At 61.0% G+C, this 18,650-nt stretch carries 18 protein-coding genes and 4 tRNA genes; 14 read left to right on the top strand and 8 right to left on the bottom strand.

Features of this window, described 5'->3' with window-relative positions; translation table 11 throughout:
* Positions 1-83: 83 nt before the first annotated feature.
* The 4 genes from C8D72_RS00540 to C8D72_RS00525 all read right to left on the bottom strand — a co-directional run bounded on the left by C8D72_RS00540 (position 84) and on the right by C8D72_RS00525 (position 4,698).
* Complete coding sequence (locus C8D72_RS00540; RefSeq protein ID WP_115852482.1) at positions 84-1,160, bottom strand: tRNA-queuosine alpha-mannosyltransferase domain-containing protein; 1,077 nt, start codon at positions 1,158-1,160, stop codon at positions 84-86.
* Positions 1,161-1,272: 112 nt separating this feature from the next.
* A complete protein-coding gene (locus tag C8D72_RS00535) occupies positions 1,273-2,994 on the bottom strand; it encodes a SulP family inorganic anion transporter (protein WP_115852481.1) in 1,722 nt (573 codons plus the stop codon).
* A 47-nt stretch (positions 2,995-3,041) separates the two neighbouring features.
* A complete protein-coding gene (locus C8D72_RS00530; RefSeq protein WP_115852480.1) occupies positions 3,042-3,362 on the bottom strand; it encodes an HlyU family transcriptional regulator in 321 nt (106 codons plus the stop codon).
* 115 nt (positions 3,363-3,477) lie between these two features.
* Positions 3,478-4,698: an argininosuccinate synthase gene (locus C8D72_RS00525; protein WP_115852479.1), complete on the bottom strand. Its 1,221-nt coding sequence runs from the start codon at positions 4,696-4,698 to the stop codon at positions 3,478-3,480.
* Positions 4,699-4,953: 255 nt separating this feature from the next.
* Here C8D72_RS00525 and rnt point away from each other — a divergent pair, with 255 nt between their 5' ends.
* Positions 4,954-5,616: a ribonuclease T gene (gene rnt / locus C8D72_RS00520; RefSeq protein ID WP_115852478.1), complete on the top strand. Its 663-nt coding sequence runs from the start codon at positions 4,954-4,956 to the stop codon at positions 5,614-5,616.
* A 123-nt stretch (positions 5,617-5,739) separates the two neighbouring features.
* On the opposite strand, the gene grxD is transcribed toward rnt, so the two are convergent.
* Positions 5,740-6,087, bottom strand: coding sequence for a Grx4 family monothiol glutaredoxin (grxD, locus tag C8D72_RS00515; protein ID WP_115852477.1), 348 nt, complete (start codon positions 6,085-6,087; stop codon positions 5,740-5,742).
* A gap of 394 nt (positions 6,088-6,481) precedes the next feature.
* Here grxD and argF point away from each other — a divergent pair, with 394 nt between their 5' ends.
* On the top strand, positions 6,482-7,399 hold the full coding sequence (gene argF / locus C8D72_RS00510) for an ornithine carbamoyltransferase (RefSeq protein WP_115852476.1): 918 nt from the start codon (positions 6,482-6,484) through the stop codon (positions 7,397-7,399).
* 143 nt (positions 7,400-7,542) lie between these two features.
* On the opposite strand, the gene C8D72_RS17285 is transcribed toward argF, so the two are convergent.
* Positions 7,543-8,091 carry a hypothetical protein gene (locus tag C8D72_RS17285; protein WP_147301483.1) on the bottom strand — a complete coding sequence of 183 codons (549 nt, stop codon included), beginning with the start codon at positions 8,089-8,091 and terminating at the stop codon, positions 7,543-7,545.
* Between the two features lie 171 nt (positions 8,092-8,262).
* Between C8D72_RS17285 and C8D72_RS00495 the strand changes: the two genes are divergently transcribed.
* From C8D72_RS00495 to C8D72_RS00485, 3 genes are all read left to right on the top strand, one after another.
* On the top strand, positions 8,263-8,466 hold the full coding sequence (locus C8D72_RS00495) for a hypothetical protein (protein ID WP_115852473.1): 204 nt from the start codon (positions 8,263-8,265) through the stop codon (positions 8,464-8,466).
* A gap of 117 nt (positions 8,467-8,583) precedes the next feature.
* Complete coding sequence (locus tag C8D72_RS00490; RefSeq protein ID WP_115852472.1) at positions 8,584-8,814, top strand: hypothetical protein; 231 nt, start codon at positions 8,584-8,586, stop codon at positions 8,812-8,814.
* A gap of 53 nt (positions 8,815-8,867) precedes the next feature.
* Entirely contained in the window at positions 8,868-9,071 is a 204-nt protein-coding gene (locus tag C8D72_RS00485; RefSeq protein WP_115852471.1) for a putative motility protein, read from the top strand.
* A gap of 152 nt (positions 9,072-9,223) precedes the next feature.
* On the opposite strand, the gene C8D72_RS00480 is transcribed toward C8D72_RS00485, so the two are convergent.
* Together C8D72_RS00480 and C8D72_RS00475 are read right to left on the bottom strand one after the other, a co-directional pair.
* A complete protein-coding gene (locus tag C8D72_RS00480; protein ID WP_115852470.1) occupies positions 9,224-9,667 on the bottom strand; it encodes a CBS domain-containing protein in 444 nt (147 codons plus the stop codon).
* 461 nt (positions 9,668-10,128) lie between these two features.
* Positions 10,129-10,204, bottom strand: a tRNA-Ala gene (locus C8D72_RS00475).
* A gap of 172 nt (positions 10,205-10,376) precedes the next feature.
* Between C8D72_RS00475 and uvrC the strand changes: the two genes are divergently transcribed.
* From uvrC to C8D72_RS00430, 9 genes are all read left to right on the top strand, one after another.
* Positions 10,377-12,212 carry an excinuclease ABC subunit UvrC gene (gene uvrC, locus C8D72_RS00470; RefSeq protein WP_115853554.1) on the top strand — a complete coding sequence of 612 codons (1,836 nt, stop codon included), beginning with the start codon at positions 10,377-10,379 and terminating at the stop codon, positions 12,210-12,212.
* Positions 12,213-12,283: 71 nt separating this feature from the next.
* A complete protein-coding gene (gene pgsA, locus C8D72_RS00465; protein ID WP_115852469.1) occupies positions 12,284-12,832 on the top strand; it encodes a CDP-diacylglycerol--glycerol-3-phosphate 3-phosphatidyltransferase in 549 nt (182 codons plus the stop codon).
* An 84-nt stretch (positions 12,833-12,916) separates the two neighbouring features.
* Positions 12,917-12,991: transfer RNA gene (locus C8D72_RS00460), tRNA-Gly, on the top strand.
* 63 nt (positions 12,992-13,054) lie between these two features.
* Positions 13,055-13,128 (top strand) — tRNA-Cys (locus C8D72_RS00455).
* A 64-nt stretch (positions 13,129-13,192) separates the two neighbouring features.
* Positions 13,193-13,279 (top strand) — tRNA-Leu (locus tag C8D72_RS00450).
* Positions 13,280-13,667: 388 nt separating this feature from the next.
* Positions 13,668-15,263 (top strand): ABC transporter substrate-binding protein, encoded by a 1,596-nt coding sequence (locus tag C8D72_RS00445; RefSeq protein ID WP_115852468.1) that lies wholly within the window; start codon positions 13,668-13,670, stop codon positions 15,261-15,263.
* A 67-nt stretch (positions 15,264-15,330) separates the two neighbouring features.
* On the top strand, positions 15,331-16,266 hold the full coding sequence (locus C8D72_RS00440) for a S66 peptidase family protein (RefSeq protein WP_115852467.1): 936 nt from the start codon (positions 15,331-15,333) through the stop codon (positions 16,264-16,266).
* 393 nt (positions 16,267-16,659) lie between these two features.
* On the top strand, positions 16,660-17,670 hold the full coding sequence (locus C8D72_RS00435) for an ABC transporter permease subunit (protein ID WP_115852466.1): 1,011 nt from the start codon (positions 16,660-16,662) through the stop codon (positions 17,668-17,670).
* 15 nt (positions 17,671-17,685) lie between these two features.
* Entirely contained in the window at positions 17,686-18,624 is a 939-nt protein-coding gene (locus C8D72_RS00430; protein WP_115852465.1) for an ABC transporter permease subunit, read from the top strand.
* Positions 18,625-18,650 lie beyond the last annotated feature (26 nt).

The following is an 18,650-nucleotide window of genomic DNA, read 5'->3' as shown; positions in this document are numbered from 1 at the left end:
GGCAGCGTCTGACGTGTCGCCCGCGCCCCCTGTCAGAATAGACAGACCGGCCAGATGCTCGCGCCGCCGGGCTTCAGGGGCAGTTAATCTGCGCCCGCCCCGGGCGATCCATCCAATGATCGGCGGTATCGCTCGGCCATCTGCGGCCAGGTCCAGACGCCGAGGTCAGGCGGATTCGGGCGCGTGTCGGGCGCTGTCAGCCACTGCGCCAGGCGTGTGATCAGCGCCTCGCGGCTGCCGTCATAGCGATACTCGGGCGCGTAGTACTCAGGGAAGCACAGTCGCTCCGGCACCAGTGGCACGCAGCCATGCTGAACCGCCTCCATCACGGCCAGGCCCTGGAATTCGTGCCAGGCACTCGAGACCACAATGCCGCCTCGGCCCAGCGCCTCGAGATAGCGTGCCCGCGTCTGGTGCCCCCAGCAGGTAATGTGACGGGCCAGACGCGCCCGGGCCTGCTCGAACACCTCAGGGGTCTTTCGAAAGACCTGGCCCATCACCACCAGTTCAAACTCGAGCCCCTTGTCGGAGAGCGTTTCAAGTGCGGCGAAGAAATCCTCCGGATTCTTGTCATATTCCCAACGGTGGTTCCAGACAATCCGTGCCGGCGCCCCCTGCCCGGCCGAGGGTACCTCTTCAAGCGGCCACAGTGGCACCGGTAGAATCTCCGAGTGCGCCTTGAGCGTCTCAAGCCGCACGGGGGTGACCCGCTCGGGCATTTTCTTCAAAAACCCGTCCACGCCTTCAAAAAAGCTGTCCTGGTTCCACTGGCTGTTGAACAGCACCCGGTCGGCGGCCAGCGCGCTGTAGAGATTGACCATCAGCGGCTCGATACGCCGCGTTTGCTGTGGCCCCAGCGGATAGGCGAACTGGTTTTCGTGGAAGTAGACGACGCGCCAGGCCCGCCCCAGGTGCGGGTAGAGCCCGATCAGCGTGGCCAGATCCACCAGCGAGGTGGCCACGATCAGATCAAAGGAGTGCGAGAGCGTCTCGTCATGCTCGCTCATGAAACTCAGGGGGTTGCCGCGCACGCGCCACTGAAAGTGACGCGGCGCCAGCTCGATGGCCGTCCAGTCGATGGCGTCCAGATGGGCCATCAGACCGCACGCCCAATAGCGGTGGCTGTCGGCGGCGTAGGCCGATAGCAAAAGCGCCTTCATGGCCGGCGTACCGGCAGTGACAGTAAAGACATGACAACGGGGCCCTCAGAAAGCAAAGGGCCCCATTGTAGAGTGCCGCGCGTCTGGTGTGGTCAGCCCGGCGGCCTACGGCCTAGATATTGAACTCGATGCCGTCGTCTGACAGCGCCTGCCAGGCAGCAGCACAGGTAAAAAAGACCCGCGGGCGGTGATCGCTCATGAAGGCCGTATGACGCAGCTGATCACGTACCGGTCCGCGCAGCTCGGCCAGATGCAGAGCGATCCCCTGCGCCGCCAGACGCTCATCCAGACTTTCCAGAGCGTGAAGCGCAGCGCCGTCGATGTGGGTCACGCTGCTGAGCACCAGCACCATGTCGGTCACCTGGTCACGTACGGAGAGATGCTCGTTGATCCAGCGCTCCAGTGCGCCCATGTTGGCAAAGTGCAGGTTGGCATCCGGTCGCACCAGCATCAGATGCGGCAGGCGCTCGACGTCAAAGCGCTCGCAGTTGCGAAAGCCGCCGTCGGGCAGCTGGCCGATCTCGGCAATATGCGGTCGGCTCGTGCGTGCCAGCAGCAGCGCCAGCGCAATGCCCACTCCCGCTAAAAGCCCCTGCATGACCCCCAGCAGCAGGACACCGGCAAAGGCGGCAAGCCAGGCCAGGCCGTCACCGCGTGAATAGCGCCAGGCCCGCCACAAGGGGCCCGGGTCGACCAGCGGGATGGCCGCCTGAATGACGATCGCGGCCAGCACGGCCTGCGGCAGCGGCGCAAACAGCGATGTGGCAAACAGCAATACCACCATCAGCGCCAGCGCGGCATAAAGCGATGACAGCGGTGTTTTCGAGCCGGCCTGGTCGTTGACCACCGCGCGCCCCAGCCCGCTGGTGACCGGAAAACCGCGGGTCAGGGCCGCCAGCAGATTGGCCGCGCCCAGCACCCAGAGTTCGCGCTGCGGATAGAGCCGCTCGCGGTGTTTGGCCGCCAGCGTCTGGGCCACCGAAATGGCGCTGACGTAGTTGATCAGCGCGATCCCGAGCGCCGGCAGCCAAAGCGCGTCCACGCCTGTCAGGGTAAGGGTTGGCAGCGCCGGCAGCGGCAGCCCGGCAGGAATCTGACCGACCTGCGAAAGCGTGCCGGGCCATAGCGGCACCAGCACGAGCGCCAGAATCAAAACGATCAGCGGGCCGGTCTTGCCCAGCACCGTGGCCGCCGCCTCCGGCAGGCCCAGGCGCTTGAGCAGCGGTGACAGCCCTCGACGCATCAACAGCAAGAGCACCATGGCACTGCCGCCAAACAGTGCCGCCCCCGGGGTAATATCGTCCAGTGATCGGGCCAGCGTCAGCACGCGGTCGACGGCGTTGCCGGCCGCGTCGCCGATCCCAAGCAGATCGCCGGTCTGCGAGAGCACGATCATCAGCGCCGACGCGGTGGTAAAGCCCTGCATGACGCTGGGGCTGACAAAGTCGATCAGACGCCCCAGCCGACAGGCATGAATCAAAAGCAGCCAGCCCCCCACCAGCGCGGCCAGAAGCGCTGCGTGTTCGACGTAGTCAGATAACGGTATATCGGCATCGCGCAGTGTCTCTCCCACCAGCAGGGACGTCAGCGCCATGGGTCCCATCGCAATCACGCGGCTGGTACCGAAAAGCGCATACAACACCAGCGGTGCCAGCGCCGTATACAGCCCGGCCTGCGCTGGCAGACCGGCAAGGGTGGCATAGGCCATGCCCTGGGGCACCAGCAGCGCGGCCGTAATCAGCCCCGCAATCAGATCGCTGACGCGATCCGCTGTCGAAAGCTGACGCCAACGCGAAACGGCAGGCAACAGCACGGGTCTACCGGACTCGGACATGCGTCATGCGACTCCTCTGCAACAGCGATACGGGCTCTGATCCATCGTCAATTCGGGCGATGCGGGTCCTCGAAGAGCCGCTCGCCCTGCTCATCGATGTAGCGCTCGGCCTTGGTGCGGGTCATGTCGATACAGCTGTCGCGATCGGGCAGCACGTCGGAGCGCTCAAAGCGCAGCTCCTTCGGCTCGCCGTCCTCATACGTCCGGCGAATCAGGGCGCTGACGCGATACTGTCCGCCCGCCGGCGCCGGTGTAATGACGATCTCACAGCCCTTGTATGCCACGGTATCGGCCACCTGACGAGATGGCTCGTCAGCGGTGGTGGCACTGCCAGACCCCCGCAGCGCATCGAACAGTTTCTTAAGCATGAGAAAGCTCCTGATTCAGGTGGTGATAGCGCCCGGGCGTGCGCGATGTGCCGTTTAGTCTGACATAAAAGGGGCCGCTGAAAAGCGGCCCCTTCCCTGACACCAGGCATGCTGCTCAGTCGTCGAGACGACCCTTTTTCGCAGCGATGCGCAGGCGCAGCGCGTTGAGCTTGATAAAGCCCTCGGCATCCTTCTGGTCATAGGCGCCGGCATCGTCTTCAAAGGTGGCGATCGAGGCGTCAAACAGCGAGTCTTCCGACTCACGGCCGACCACGATGACATTGCCCTTGTAGAGCTTGAGACGCACCACGCCGTTGACGCTGCCCTGCGACTGATCGATCGCGGCCTGGAGCATCTTGCGCTCCGGGCTCCACCAGTAGCCGTTGTAGATCAGCTCGGCGTACTTGGGCATCAGCTCGTCTTTCAGGTGCGCAGATTCACGGTCCAGCGTGATCGACTCGATCGCGCGGTGGGCACGCAGCATGATGGTGCCGCCCGGGGTTTCGTAGCAGCCGCGCGACTTCATGCCCACATAGCGGTTTTCAACGATATCCAGACGACCGATGCCGTTCTCACCGCCGACCTTGTTCAGATAGGACAGTACGTCGTGCGGCTTCGTGGCCTTGCCGTCGATGGCGACGATATCACCATGTTCGAAGGTCAGATCAATGTAGGTGGCCTGATCGGGCGCGGCCTCGGGACTGACGCTCCAGCGCCACATCTCTTCTTCGGCTTCGGTCCAGGGGTCTTCCAGCACGCCGCCTTCATAGGAGATGTGCAGCAGGTTGGCGTCCATCGAATAGGGAGATTTTTTCTTGTTCTTGGCGAAGTCGACCGGAATGTCGTGCTCTTCGCAGTAGTTCATCAGCTTTTCACGGGAGTTGAGATCCCACTCGCGCCATGGGGCGATGACCTTGACGTTGGGCTTGAGCGCATAGGCGCCCAGCTCGAAGCGCACCTGGTCGTTGCCCTTGCCGGTCGCGCCATGAGAGATGGCATCGGCGCCGGTCTCGTTGGCGATCTCGATCAGGCGGCGGGCGATCAGCGGGCGGGCGATCGAGGTGCCCAGCAGGTACTCGCCTTCATAGATGGTATTGGCACGAAACATCGGGAACACGTAGTCACGCACGAAGGTTTCACGCAGGTCTTCGATGTAAATTTCCTTCACACCCAGCGCCTGTGCCTTGGCACGTGCAGGTTCGACCTCTTCTCCCTGACCCAGGTCAGCCGTGAAGGTCACGACCTCACAGTCGTAGGTTTCCTTGAGCCACTTGACGATTACGGAAGTATCCAGCCCTCCCGAATAGGCCAGGACAACCTTTTTTACATCGGACATACCGGCTCCTTAAGGCGTAGTCATGCTTTGAATGTATCTTGAGTATATCGTCACCGGATCGCGGCGAACACCGCGTCACGTGCGATGGATGGGATTGGCAGTGAGCACAATGCTACACTGCGATCCTACACACTGAATTCATCTTTCGACCAGAAGGCTTCCTGTGCCGGTCACCATATCTGCGGGCCCTGCCCGGTTACACGCGTCCCCGACTCCCATGGCCTCTTCTGCTGTCTGCGACAGGAGAACACGGCGATGAGCGATATTGTCCCGAAACTCATGTCCGGTCGCTTTCGCGGCTTTCTGCCCGTGGTGGTCGATCTGGAAACCGGCGGCTTCAATGCGCGCACCGATGCGCTGCTCGAGATAGCGGCCGTCACGCTGACCATGGACGAACAGGGCAATCTGTTGCCCGATGAGACCTTTTCGTTTCATATCGAGCCGTTCGAGGGCGCCAACGTCGAGCAGTCCGCCCTCGATTTTACCGGCATCCGCCTGGACAGCCCGCTGCGCCAGAACGCGGCGCTCAAGGAAAAAGAGGCACTGGAGGAGATCTTTCGCCCGGTACGCAAGGCAATCAAGTCCCATCAGTGCAACCGCGCCATCCTGGTCGGTCACAATGCCGCCTTCGACCATGGCTTTCTCAATGCCGCCGTTGAACGGGCCGGCATCAAGCGCAACCCCTTCCACCCCTTCTCGAGCTTTGATACCGCAACGCTGTCGGGGCTGGTCTACGGGCAGACCGTTCTGGCCCGCGCCTGTCGCGCTGCGGGCATTGCGTTTGACAGCCAGGAAGCCCACTCGGCGCGCTATGATACCGAGCGCACCGCCGATCTTTTCTGCGCCATCGTCAACCGCTTCAAGGATCTGGGCGGCTGGGATCTGGCACTGCGCGAGCAGAGCATGGACGGCGACTGACTCATATCAGCCCGTGCAGTCGACATTAAAAAACCCCGCATCCTGGGAGGCGGGGTTTTTAACGTTCACGGACCGGAGGTCAGTCAACCTGCCCTGCGCACGGACCTGTCAAACAAAACAGGATCAGGCGTTGTCGCCTTCCTGCGGTGCGGCATCGCCAGCCGCCTGCTTGACCATCGGCGCCAGCTCACCGTTTTGATACATCTCGACGATGATATCGCAGCCGCCGACCAGCTCGCCGTTGAGCCACAGCTGTGGGAAGGTGGGCCAGTTGGCGTACTTGGGCAGCTCGGTGCGAATATCCGGGTTGTCCAGGATGTTGACGAAAGCAAAGCGCTCGCCACAGCCCATCAGCGCCTGCACGGCCTGGGCGGAGAAACCGCACTGCGGCATCTGCGGTGAACCCTTCATGTAAAGCAGAATGCTGTTTTCACTGATCTGCTGCTTGATGGTATCGAGTGTCTCGCTCATGTTCGGTCTCCAGGAGGGGGCTTCAAGCGCCCATGAATGTTCTGGCCTCAGTGTACGCCGACATGGGGGCTAAATCAGCCCGGATCAAGGTGTGGCAACCACATGAAGTTGCGCACCCAAAAGGCTCTGGTTAGGATGAATGGGGACGACGGTGTGCAGCAAGACCCGTCTCACGCCATCGACAATGGCAATATTTCAAAGCGCCGCAGGCTCTCGTGCGGCGCTTTTTCGTTGGTTTTCCAACACTCATGCAGCATCAACACCGCAAGGCCCGTCGCTCGGGAATACGGGGGCACTCCGTCACAAGGCAACTCCCTTTCGAGCGTCACGCCCGGTGTGGCGCTCTGCGACGTTTCAATCACCGTAACGTTATGCACTACAGGAGCATCGAGACATGGCCCTTCGCCACTTTCTTACCCTGATGGATCTGTCACCTCAGGAACTGGCCTATCTCATCGATCGTTCGATCACCATCAAGCGTGAACTGGCCGAAAACGGCCCGGTGTACACGCCGATGAAAAATCGAACGCTGGCCATGATTTTCGAAAAGTCTTCCACCCGTACCCGTGTCTCCTTTGAAACCGGTATGACCCAGTTCGGTGGCCATGCGCTGTTTCTGTCGCCGCGCGACAGCCAGCTGGGACGCGGTGAACCGGTGGACGATACCGCTCGCGTGCTCTCCGAGATGGTCGATGCGGTGATGATTCGTACCTTTTCGCATGAAAGCATCGAGTCCTTCGCCGATGCCAGCTCCATTCCGGTCATCAACGCGCTCTCCGATGACTATCATCCGTGCCAGCTGCTGGCCGACGTGCAGACCTGGACCGAGTGCCGCGGTCCGGTCAAGGGCAAGACAGCGGTCTGGGTGGGCGATGGCAACAACATGTGCCACTCCTGGATCAACGCCGCCCGCCAGTTTGACTTCAATCTGCGCATCGCCTGCCCTGAAGGTTTCGAGCCCGATCAGGACATTCTTGAAGCCGCCGGCTCGCGCGTCGAGATCTTCCGCGATCCGCGTGCCGCAGTTGAAGGCGCGCACCTGATCACGACCGACGTCTGGGCCTCCATGGGTCAGGAAGAGGAGCAGGCGGCGCGCATGGCGTCGTTCAGTGGCTTTCAGGTCAACGAAGCAATGCTGGACGCCGCTGATGACGATGTCATGTTCCTGCACTGCCTGCCGGCCCATCGCGGTGAAGAGGTCAGCGAAACCCTGCTGGATGATCCACGCGCCTTTGTCTGGCAGGAAGCGGGCAATCGACTGCACGCCCAGAAGGCACTGCTGGAGTTTCTGATGGTCGGTCGCGTCGACTGAGACGCTTGTTCGACGTCATCGCACGGGCGATGACGTCGATGGTTGTCTACTCATCCTGCTCATCGATGTCCCTGTCTTTTGTGGCAATCTCGCTGGTCATCGACAGCTTCATGCCCTCCCAGAGCTTCTGCACACTCTCCCGATCAGTATTCATGCGCCGCCGAAGCTGTTCGTAATCCGTCAGCAGTATGATCAGGTCCTGATTGGTGCGGATGTCGTCGATCCCTGTCGGGGCTGGCAGCGGCTGCGTCAGGTAGCGGGGCATGGGTGGGGGCGGCACCATCACCGGTGTCGTCTGTGGTGGGGAGCTTACACAGCCACTGATGTACCCCGTCAGGCACAGCGTGATCAGCCCATTTCTTTGATGTCTGGTCATCATTGATTATCCTCTCCAGCTGTTGTCGTTTGCCGGCCAGTGCCTGCTGATTTGCTTCAAGCTGTCGCTCACGACTGGCGCCCACCTCTGCCAGATGTTCGGCATGGGCCTGCCAGGCACGCGCGACCAGCTGCTGGCGCTGCGCAAGCTCGTGCGCACTTCGGGCATCTTCCTGGGCACTGGAAAGTGCCTGACGCCACTGATCCAGCCGCTGGGTAAAGCCCCAGACCCCGCCTGCCAGCAGCGCCAGAGCGGCCAGAGTGACCAACACCCTGACGGGGATTCTGCCGCAGAGCCCCAAAAACATGTTCCACATGAACACCTCCTTCTTGAGCATGTTGGTGTTACACAACCATATAGGACAATAATTATCCTATATGGATAATTATCCAGACCTGACAGGCTCTCGGCAAGTTAAAACTGACTATTTTTACAGTTAACCAACCCCGGACATACCTCCATCGGACATCACCAACAGGGCAACGAAATGACCACCGGAGACGAACTGGTCGTGGCGCTTGAAGAGCTGCCGGACAATGCCGACATCGGCACGCTGTTTCATCTGCGCCTGACGCGCGAAAGCGGAGAGCACCTGACCTGCGCGCTGCTGGTCAGGGAGATGGGGCCCGTGGAAGCCCTGTGTGAGGTACTTGCCATTCAGCCAGCCGAACCGGAAGGCCCCACGAGCTGATGGCACCCCGCGTGCGGTGGCAACAAGGGATGTTAAAGCCGGTGCGCCTGGTGCCGATAAGAAGAGCCATACGGGCAGTCTGTGCTGTCCGACCAGGGTGCCTATCAGGAGCGACCTATGCTTGCCACCGGAACCAAAGCATGGATTCCCATCGAATTGATGCCGCCGGATCTTCAGCCCGGCGATGAATGCCACATGATGTCGAGCGTCGTGACACGCACGACGGCCAGCGGTAACGACATCCATGACTATTACCGGGTCAGAATCACCGGTCTTGCGCCCGAGGCGGCAGAGTGTGAAGTGCTCGAGATACTGTCGCCCGAGGCCGCCGAAGCCGTTATCGGTTAAGGCGCCACCCGCTGCAGGTGCAGCGGTGATCCACTCGATGCAGGAGAGCGTCCATGGACATGAGCGTAAACAGCATGGTCAATGCCTCAATGGCGTTGCAGCAACACCAGCTCACCAGCGACGTACAGACCAGCGTTTTGAAAAAGTCGCTGGATGGAAAGGCCGAGCAGATGACGCAGCTGATGTCATCGGTTGACACAATGCCGAAGCTTGCCACCGAAGGGATGGTGGGAACACGCATCAACACCACTGCCTGATCGCAGCGGTTGTTGCACTTGCGCCGTAACACAAAGGCGCCACCCTCCCGGGTGGCGCCTTTTATTTGATGTCCTACTTGTTATTTGATGTCCTACTTGTTATTTGATGTCCTGCTTGCCTTGAGTGTCTGATGGCGCCGCCCTGGCAGTGCTCAGCCCGATGACGTATCAAGCAGCGCGACCGCCAGTCGAACGAAATCCACTGACGACAGAATACCGACAAGGCGGCCTTCGGCGTCCAGCACCGGCAGAGCCCCCTGACGATGTGCCAGAAACTTTTGCCCGGCTTCGACGAGCGGCGTATCGATTGATAGCGTCAGCACCTCTCTGGAGATCACATCGTTCAGGGAGATCTGTCCCAGATGATGACTCAAGCGCCTTGAACCGAAATTATCGGCAATGCGCAACGCCTCCTTCAGGACCACCTTTTGATCAAGCAATCCCACCAGATGCCCCTGCTCATCCAGCACCGGAAGGTGGCGTATACGGTGTTCCCGCATCAGCTCATTACCATCGTGCAGCGTCTGTTCAAGACGCAGTGTCACGATATTCCGACTCATGATGTCGGCAATCGAAACCTGTTTACTACTGGTCATGTCCATGTGTCCTGCATCAAGTCCGCGCATCAGCCACAAGGTGGCGAAGACAATCACCCCATCGTGCAGCCGATGGCCTTAAGGGCCCCATTGACCAGGGCGCCGTTGCAGGGGGAGATGTCGCTGCGAGACGCATGTCATGCCGAGCACCTGCCCCTCCCCTTCTTATCGGCAGCGAACGGCCAACACACAGGGGCAGAAGCGGGGTTCATGAGACAACGATGATTAATATCGGCAGGAAGCGGTCTCAGAAACGGTCTAAAGGGGCATGAAGAGACGACGGGACAGCCGTAGGATAAGCGGGCGTGGCAATCGTCGGACCCAGCACGCGCCACTTTTATCCCCTGTCTGATAAACAGCCGGACAAAACCAGGTCGAAGCCAAAAGCGTCAGGCGATAACAGACGGACACAAAAAAGCCGCTTCAGCGAGATGCTGTAAGCGGCTTTTTGAAGATGTGGTTGGTGGAGCCTAGCGGGATCGAACCGCTGACCTCAACACTGCCAGTGTTGCGCTCTCCCAGCTGAGCTAAGGCCCCGAACCGGTGCGTAATTTACGATACCCGAACGCAGGCGTCAACCCTCTTTTTCCGTCCCATGAGTATTAAAAGGGCCTGGGCCGCCATGAGGGCGCAGGTACGCAGCTGGATAGCCACGGTGTTTTTGGGGATATCTGTTAAAATGGAGGCACTATCACTTTCGGAGGTCATCATGAATGATGAGGTGATCACGGCGTTCGATCCACGCCAGTTTCTGAAAACGGTCACCGAATCACCGGGCGTCTATCGCATGCTCGATGAACACGAGAATGTCCTCTACGTCGGCAAGGCCAAGCGTCTCAAGGCGCGACTGTCGAGCTATTTCCGCAATACGGGGCTCAACGCCAAGACCCGGGCACTGGTCAGCCGCATTCGGGACATTCAGGTTACCGTGACCCGCAGCGAAACCGAGGCGCTGCTGCTGGAACAGACCCTGATCAAGCAGCAGCGCCCGCCCTATAACATCCTGCTGCGGGACGACAAGTCCTACCCCTACATCTTTGCCAGCGACCGCCACCCCTACCCGGCGCTGGAGCTGCGTCGCGTGCGTCAAAAGCGTGGTGATGGCCGCTATTTCGGCCCCTTCACCAGCTCCGGCGCCGTGCGGGAAAGCCTGTCGCTGATGCAAAAGATCTTTCGCATTCGCAACTGCGAGGATTCAGTCTTTGCTCATCGAAGCCGCCCCTGCCTGCAGTATCAGATCGATCGCTGCACCGCGCCCTGCGTAGGCTATATCAGCCAGGAAGACTATCAGCGCGACCTGAACCACGCGCTGATGTGCATGGAAGGCAAGAGCGACCAGGTCACGAAAAAGCTCTACGCCGACATGGAAACGGCCGCAAAGGAGCTTCAGTTCGAACAGGCCGCCTTTTTGCGTGACCAGGTGCAGCAGCTGCGCCGCCTGCAGACCCAACAGTCGGTGGATACCGCCGGCGGCGATGCCGATGTCTTTGCCCTCGCCGAACGCGCGGGCGGACTGTGCGTCAGCGTGCTGATCATCCGCCAGGGGCGGGTGCTCGGTTCGCGCCACCACATGCCCGACAACGGCCTGGATCTTGCCCCCGAGGCGCTACTGAGCAGCTTTGTCAGTCAGTACTACCTGGGCCAGAGCAATGAAATGCCCACCGAGGTGCTGACCTCGCATGCCGTCGAGGATCAGGAGGTTCTGCAGGAGGCGCTCTCCGAGCATGCCGAGCGGCGCCTGCGCATTGCCCATCAGGTCCGTGGTCACCGTGCCCAGTGGCTGGAACTGGCACAAACCAATGCCGATCAGCATCTGGCCACCAAGCTGGCCAGTCGTCAGCAGCTCAATGCCCGTTTCAAGGCACTGGCCGAGGCGCTGGATCTGGAAGAGACGCCCCAGCGCATGGAGTGTTTTGACATCAGCCACAGCAGCGGCGAAGCGACCGTTGCTTCCTGCGTGGTATTTGATCAAAGTGGCCCGATCAAGTCGGACTATCGCCGCTTCAACATTGAAGGCGTGGCGGCCGGCGATGATTATGCAGCGATGCGCCAGGCCCTGACCCGCCGTTACAAGCGAATTCAGAGCGGCGATGTGCCAAGGCCCGACATTCTGATCGTCGACGGCGGCAAGGGTCAGCTCAACATGGCCCGCGAGGTGTTCGAGGAACAGGGCGTGTTTGACATCGTGCTGCTGGGCGTGGCCAAGGGCACGACGCGCAAGCCGGGGCTCGAGACGCTGTTTATCGACACCATCGAACGCAGCCTGACGCTGGAAAGCACCTCCGGCGCCCTGCACCTGATCCAGCATATTCGCGATGAAGCGCACCGCTTTGCGATCACCGGACACCGCCAGCAACGTGACAAGGCGAGACGCTCGTCTACCCTTCAGGAGATTCCCGGCATCGGTCCCAAAAGACGCCGCGAACTGCTGCGCCATTTTGGTGGTCTGCAGGGCATTCGCAACGCCTCTCGTGACGATCTTGCCCGCGTTCCCGGCATCAATGCACAACTTGCTACACAGATTCATCAGGCACTGCATGGCTGAAGCCGCGATCAGGCGTTAGAATCCAGCACTCTTGCAGGTATGTTTCACCCCCGGTCAGGACCGATAGTGCCATGAGCATCCCCAATATCTTGACGCTGACAAGAATCGTACTCATACCGCTTCTGGTCATCGTGTTCTACCTGACGACCGGCTCGAGCAATCTGCTGGCCGCCCTGCTGTTTACCATCGCTTCCGTGACCGACTGGTTCGATGGCTATCTGGCGCGCCGCTGGAACCAGAGCACGCCCTTTGGCGCCTTTCTGGACCCGGTGGCCGACAAGCTGATGGTCGCCGTCGCCCTGGGCGTTCTGATCGAGTTCTACAGCGATTGGATTCTCACGCTGCCGGCACTGGTGATCATCGGTCGCGAGATTGTCATCTCGGCGCTGCGTGAATGGATGGCCGAACTGGGCAAGCGTGCCAGCGTCTCGGTCTCCAGTATCGGCAAGTACAAGACCGCCTTTCAGATGATCTCGATCATCCTGCTGCTGGGCTTTGCTCCCGGCACCCTGCTGGCCCAGATCGGCTTCTTGCTGCTATATCTGGCCGCGCTCCTGACGCTGTGGTCGATGTACAAGTACCTGCGCGCCGCATGGCCGGAACTGACACGTTCCATGTGAGCGTAACGTGTGGTTCGGGTGCGATTTTTTGCCGGCTTTTGTTTGACAGAATTCTGTCACATCGGTATATTTCGCACCCGTTGAGCGGGAATAGCTCAGTGGTAGAGCATCGCCTTGCCAAGGCGAGGGTCGGGAGTTCGAATCTCCTTTCCCGCTCCATCCCTTACGGGATCAACGGACAGGTCAATGAGTAACGCCATCTCGTTTTCCGCACCGTTTTGAGGCTGGATGGCAGAGTGGTCATGCAGCGGACTGCAACTCCGCGTACGCCGGTTCGATTCCGACTCCAGCCTCCATTTCCCTTCTGCCTGATTCTCGGCCGCACCAGATGGCCTCAAGCAGATTAGCCGTCGACTCCTCGCCCGGATGGCGGAACAGGTAGACGCAAGGGACTTAAAATCCCTCGACCGCAAGGTCGTGCCGGTTCGATTCCGGCTCCGGGCACCAAATCTTTCAGCAAGACCTTTCCCTTTCGCTTTTTTCAGATTTCAATTTTCTGTTCATGCTGTTCGTTTTATTTCAACGCCCTCAATCAGCGGATGACACACGCCTCCCCTTTTGTCTGACTGCCTCACGCTTTCAAATGACGCCCTGACCCATCGCATCACGTAACGCGCCGATGTCGTCTTTTGCGACCCCCTCGCTGTCGCTATTAGATACAGGTCCAGGCCTGACCGTGATAGTGGCAATTGACAGTCCATATCCCCCCGGCATAGTTTCATGGCGTGACGTTGTGTCATGACGTTACCCCCACAGGGTTGATTCATCGTCGGCCTTGTGGCGACAACCGGCCTACCCGACCGGTCCAAACCAACAATATACAAAAGACGTGCTCATGACTCAGACAATCCCTCGCCGGCTGATGCTGGCAGGTGGCCTGCTGCTGGCGGCCACCGGTACTGCCCATGCCAAGACCCTGGTCTACTGCTCGGAGGCCAGCCCCGAAGGCTTCAACCCGCAGCACTATACGGCCGGAACGACCTTTGATGCCTCCTCGCGCACCATCTACAACCGACTGGTCGAATTCGAGTCGGGCACGACCGAAATCAAGCCGGCGCTGGCCGAATCGTGGGAGGTCTCCGATGATGGCCAGACCTACACCTTCCACCTGCGTCAGGGCGTCAAATTCCAGACCACGGACTACTTCACGCCATCGCGCGAATTCAACGCCGACGACGTACTCTACTCGTTCAACCGTCAGCTCCAGGACGATCACCCCTGGCACGGGGTCGGCAGCGGCTATGAGTACTTCGAAGGCATGGGCATGTCGGATCTGATCGAGCGCGTCGAAAAGGTCGATGACCACACCGTACGCTTTCATCTGACACGCGCCTCGGCGCCTTTCCTCTCTGACATGGCGATGGACTTTGCCTCGATCCTGTCAGGCGAGTACGCCGACCAGCTGATGGAGGAAGGCCACCCCGAGCGCATGAATCAGCAGCCGCTGGGCACCGGGCCTTTCGTCTTTGCCGGCTTTCAGCGCGACGCCTATATCCGCTATCAGGCGCACCCGGATTACTGGGACGGCCGGTCACCGCTGGACCGGCTGGTCTTTTCGATTACCCCCGACGCTTCGGTGCGTTTCCAGAAGCTTCAGGCCAACGAATGCCAGATCATGGTCTTCCCCAATCCGGCCGATCTGGAAGCGATGCGCAACGACCCCAACATCAACCTGGAATCGGCCGAAGGCCTGAACGTAGGCTATCTCTCGTTCCAGACCGAGAAACCGCCGTTTGATGACCCGCGTGTTCGCCGCGCGCTGTCGATGGCCGTGGATCGTGATGCGATCATCGAGTCGGTGTATCAGGGCGCCGGCGAGAAGGCCAGAAACCCGATCCCGCCGACGCTGTGGGGTTATGACGAGAACGTCGAGGAAATCCCGTATGACCCGGAACAGGCCAGAAAGCTGCTGGCCGAGGCCGGCGCCGAGAACCTGAGCACCCAGCTGTGGGCGATGCCGGTTCAGCGCCCCTATAACCCCAATGCACGTCGCATGGCCGAGATCATCCAGTCTGATTGGCGCAACATCGGCGTCAATGCCGAGATCGTCTCCTACGAGTGGGGCGAGTATCTGCGCCGCGCCTCCGAGGGCGAAGCCATGACCGGCCTGTTCGGCTGGACCGGCGACAACGGCGATCCGGACAACTTCCTCAATACGCTGCTGTCGTGCAACGCCGCGCGCGACGGCTCCAACTACGCCAAGTGGTGCAACCAGGAGTACGACGACATCATCCGTCAGGCGGCCACCGCCACCGATCAGGACGAGCGCTCGGATCTGTACGTGCAGGCACAGGAGATCTTCCGCGATCAGATGCCCTGGCTGCCGATCGCCCACTCGATCGTCTACGATCCGGTCCGCAGCAACGTCACCGGCTATGAGGTGCAGCCGACTGGCTCACACATCTTCTACGGGGTAGATATCGAGGAATAGCGTCTCTGGCGTAGGATATGGCCCCGCTCATTCGAGCGGGGTTTTTCATGCCTTTCGGACAGGTGCCATGACACGACCCATCCCTGAACTCTCCGAGCTGCGCCCGCTGGGCGATGGCCCGCGCCTCGTGGCGCTCATTGCCCCGGCCGGCGCCGTATTGGCCGAGCGCATCGACACCACCTGCGCCCTGCTCACGGCCATGGGCTATACCCCGCGCCTCATGGACAATGCCCGCGCGCGGCATCGCTATCTGGCCGGCACCGTCGAACAGCGCCTTGAAGACTTTCACGCCGCCTTCAATCTGGCAGACGTGGCCGCCGTGTGGTGCCTGCGCGGTGGCTACGGCTGTGCCCAGCTCATCGATCACATCAACTGGGACGCGCTTCCCGATGTGCCGCTTCTGGGCTACTCCGATATCAGTGTGCTGCTGAGCGCGTTTCACGCCCGCGTTCGCCGTGCCATTCACGCGCCGGTCGCCACCGAACTCGCCCTGTGTGAGCAGACCGATGGTCTGGAACGACAGGCACGCCTTGAGGCCATGGCCAGCATCGCCCCGCTGCTGGCAGGCGAGAGCGGACACATGAGCGCCGAACACGCGGCAGGCCCCACGGCGCCAGTGGAAGGCGTACTGATCGGCGGCAATCTCACCACGCTGGCAAGCGTTGCCGGCACCCCGGCCGCGCTGCACGTGCCGGAAGGCTCGATTTTGATGCTGGAAGACGTGGGCGAGCGGCTCTATCGGCTGGAGCGCAGCCTGTGCCAGTTACTGGAAAGTCTGGATGCCAGCCGCCTGAACGCGGTCTGTCTGGGCAGTTTTACCGGGTGCGATTCTGGTGACAGCAGCATCGAAGCGGTGCTTGAGGAGTGGCTGGCACCGCACGATATCGCGCTCTATCACCATCTGCCCTTCGGTCACGGCGAGCACAACCGGGCCTGGCCGGTGGGCCAGACGGCGCGACTGGATGCCTCCGGGCTTGACTGGTCGCCTGCCAGCACCCTCTAGTTTTGCGCCTGTCCATGCACCATTGCGGGCATGGACAGTCTCACTGGAATCGCATAGGGTCTATCCCTTACTGAAGCCCTGCTTACGAGGCAGGTTCGCTGCAGCAGCAACAATAACAAGTACGGACACATGACCATGACCAACGCGCTCTCGACCCGTCGTCTCTACAAGACCCGCCTGACCCTTCGCGCCACGCCCGCGGCCCGCCTCTCTCGGTCAGGCAACGGCTGAACCTCATCCAAGGCTTCAAGCATGAATTCGGCACGCGCTGGCGCGGCGCCGTCTCTCATTGCCTGCCCACCCCTGCTGATCACCTCGTCTTCCGGCTTACAGGCCGCGTTGGCGCGGCGTTGACAGGTACGGATCACACGTTCGCGGCGGCGGAATAACCCTATGTTGAGCTTTGTCTTTCGTAAACTTCTGATGCTGATCCCCACTCTGCTGGGAATCACGCTGGTCACCTTCACGCTGGTCCATCTGATTCCCGGTGACCCGGTCGCCATCATGGCTGGCGAGCGCGGCATTTCGGCCGAACGTCACGCTCAGGTGATGGCAGAACTCGGGCTTGATCGCCCGCTCTGGGAGCAGTATCTAAGCTTTCTTGGCAATCTGGCCCAGGGCGATCTGGGCCATTCGCTGATCAGCAGCAACCCGGTACTCGATGAGTTTCTGTCGCTTTTCCCGGCCACACTCGAGCTTGGCTTCTGCGCCATGCTGCTGGCCGTATCGCTGGGGATTCCGCTGGGCGTCATTGCCGGTATCAAGCGCGGCTCGATCATCGATCACACCGTGATGGGCACCTCGCTGACCGGCTATTCGATGCCGATTTTCTGGTGGGGCCTTTTGCTGATCATCTTCTTCTCGGGGATTCTGGGCTGGACGCCGGTCTCGGGGCGGCTGTCATCAAACTACTGGATCGAGACGCCGACCGGTTTCATGCTAATCGATACGCTGCTGTCCGGCGAGCCCGGGGCCTTCACGGATGCCCTGCGCCATCTGATTTTGCCCACCATCGTGCTGGCGACCATCCCGCTGGCGGTGATCGCGCGCATGACCCGCTCGTCGATTCTTGAGGTGCTGGGCGAGGACTACATCCGCACCGCCCGCGCCAAGGGGCTCTCGCCCTGGCGCATCATCGCCATTCACGCCCTGCGTAACGCCATGATTCCGGTCACCACGGTGATCGGGCTGCAGATCGGGCTGCTCTTTTCCGGCGCCATTCTCACCGAAACCATCTTTTCCTGGCCCGGTATCGGCAAGTGGCTGATCGATGCCGTCGGACGGCGTGACTACCCCTCGCTTCAGGGCGGCATCCTGCTGATTGCCCTGATCGTCATGGTGGTCAATCTGATCGTTGATCTGCTCTACGGGCTGATCAACCCCCGCATTCGCAACAGTCGCTGAGCCTGGAGGCCACACATGACACAGGTTACCCCTCAGCCACCGGCCGCTGTGCCGGAACTCGATGACGACACCACGACCGAGAGCACGCCAAAGCGGCCTTCTCCACTGCGTGATGTATGGCGCAGCTTTCGCCGCAACCGCGCCGCGCTGGTCGGCATGGTCATTATCGCGCTGATCGTATTGATCGCCTGCCTGGCGGATGTGGTCGCGCCCTACTCGCCGGTCGCGCAGTTTCGCGACAGTGTGCTCACCCCGCCCTTCTGGCAGGACGGCGGCACGTGGCGATTCATCCTGGGTACCGATGATCTGGGCCGCGACATATTGAGTCGCCTGATCCACGGCGCGCGACTATCGATGACCATCGGCGTCATCGTGGTATCACTGTCACTGGGCATCGGCGTGCTGCTGGGCCTTCTGGCCGGCTTTCTGCGCGGCTGGGTTGATACGGTCATCATGCGTCTGATGGACATCATGCTGTCGATCCCGAGCCTTTTGCTGGCCGTGGTGGTAGTCGCCGTCCTCGGTCCGGGGCTTTTTAACGCCATGCTGGCGATTGCGGTGGTCTATCTGCCCCACTACGTGCGCCTGACGCGCAGCTCGGTAATTACCGAGCGCGAGCGTGAATACGTGATGGCCTCACGGCTGGCCGGCGCCGGCATGTTTCGCCTGATGTTCATTACCATTTTGCCCAACTGTCTGGCGCCGCTGATCGTGCAGGCCACGCTCAGCTTCTCCAACGCCGTACTCGATGCCGCCGCGCTGGGCTTTCTGGGTCTGGGCGCCCAGCCGCCGACACCGGAATGGGGCAGCATGCTGGCCGATGCCCGCCAGTATGTGCTGCAGGCCTGGTGGGTGGTGACCTTCCCGGGGCTTGCGGTTCTGATCACGGTGCTGGCCTTCAACATCATGGGCGACGGCCTGCGCGATGCCCTCGACCCGCGCTTGAAGCGCTGAGGGTGTCGGCAGAGGCCGCACGGACA

The sequence above is a fragment of the Kushneria indalinina DSM 14324 genome, from assembly GCF_003385845.1.
GTDB classification, from domain to species: Bacteria; Pseudomonadota; Gammaproteobacteria; order Pseudomonadales; family Halomonadaceae; genus Kushneria; species Kushneria indalinina.
The sequence above is the reverse complement of the archived record's forward strand: the minus strand, read 5'-3'. Positions and strand labels throughout refer to the sequence as shown.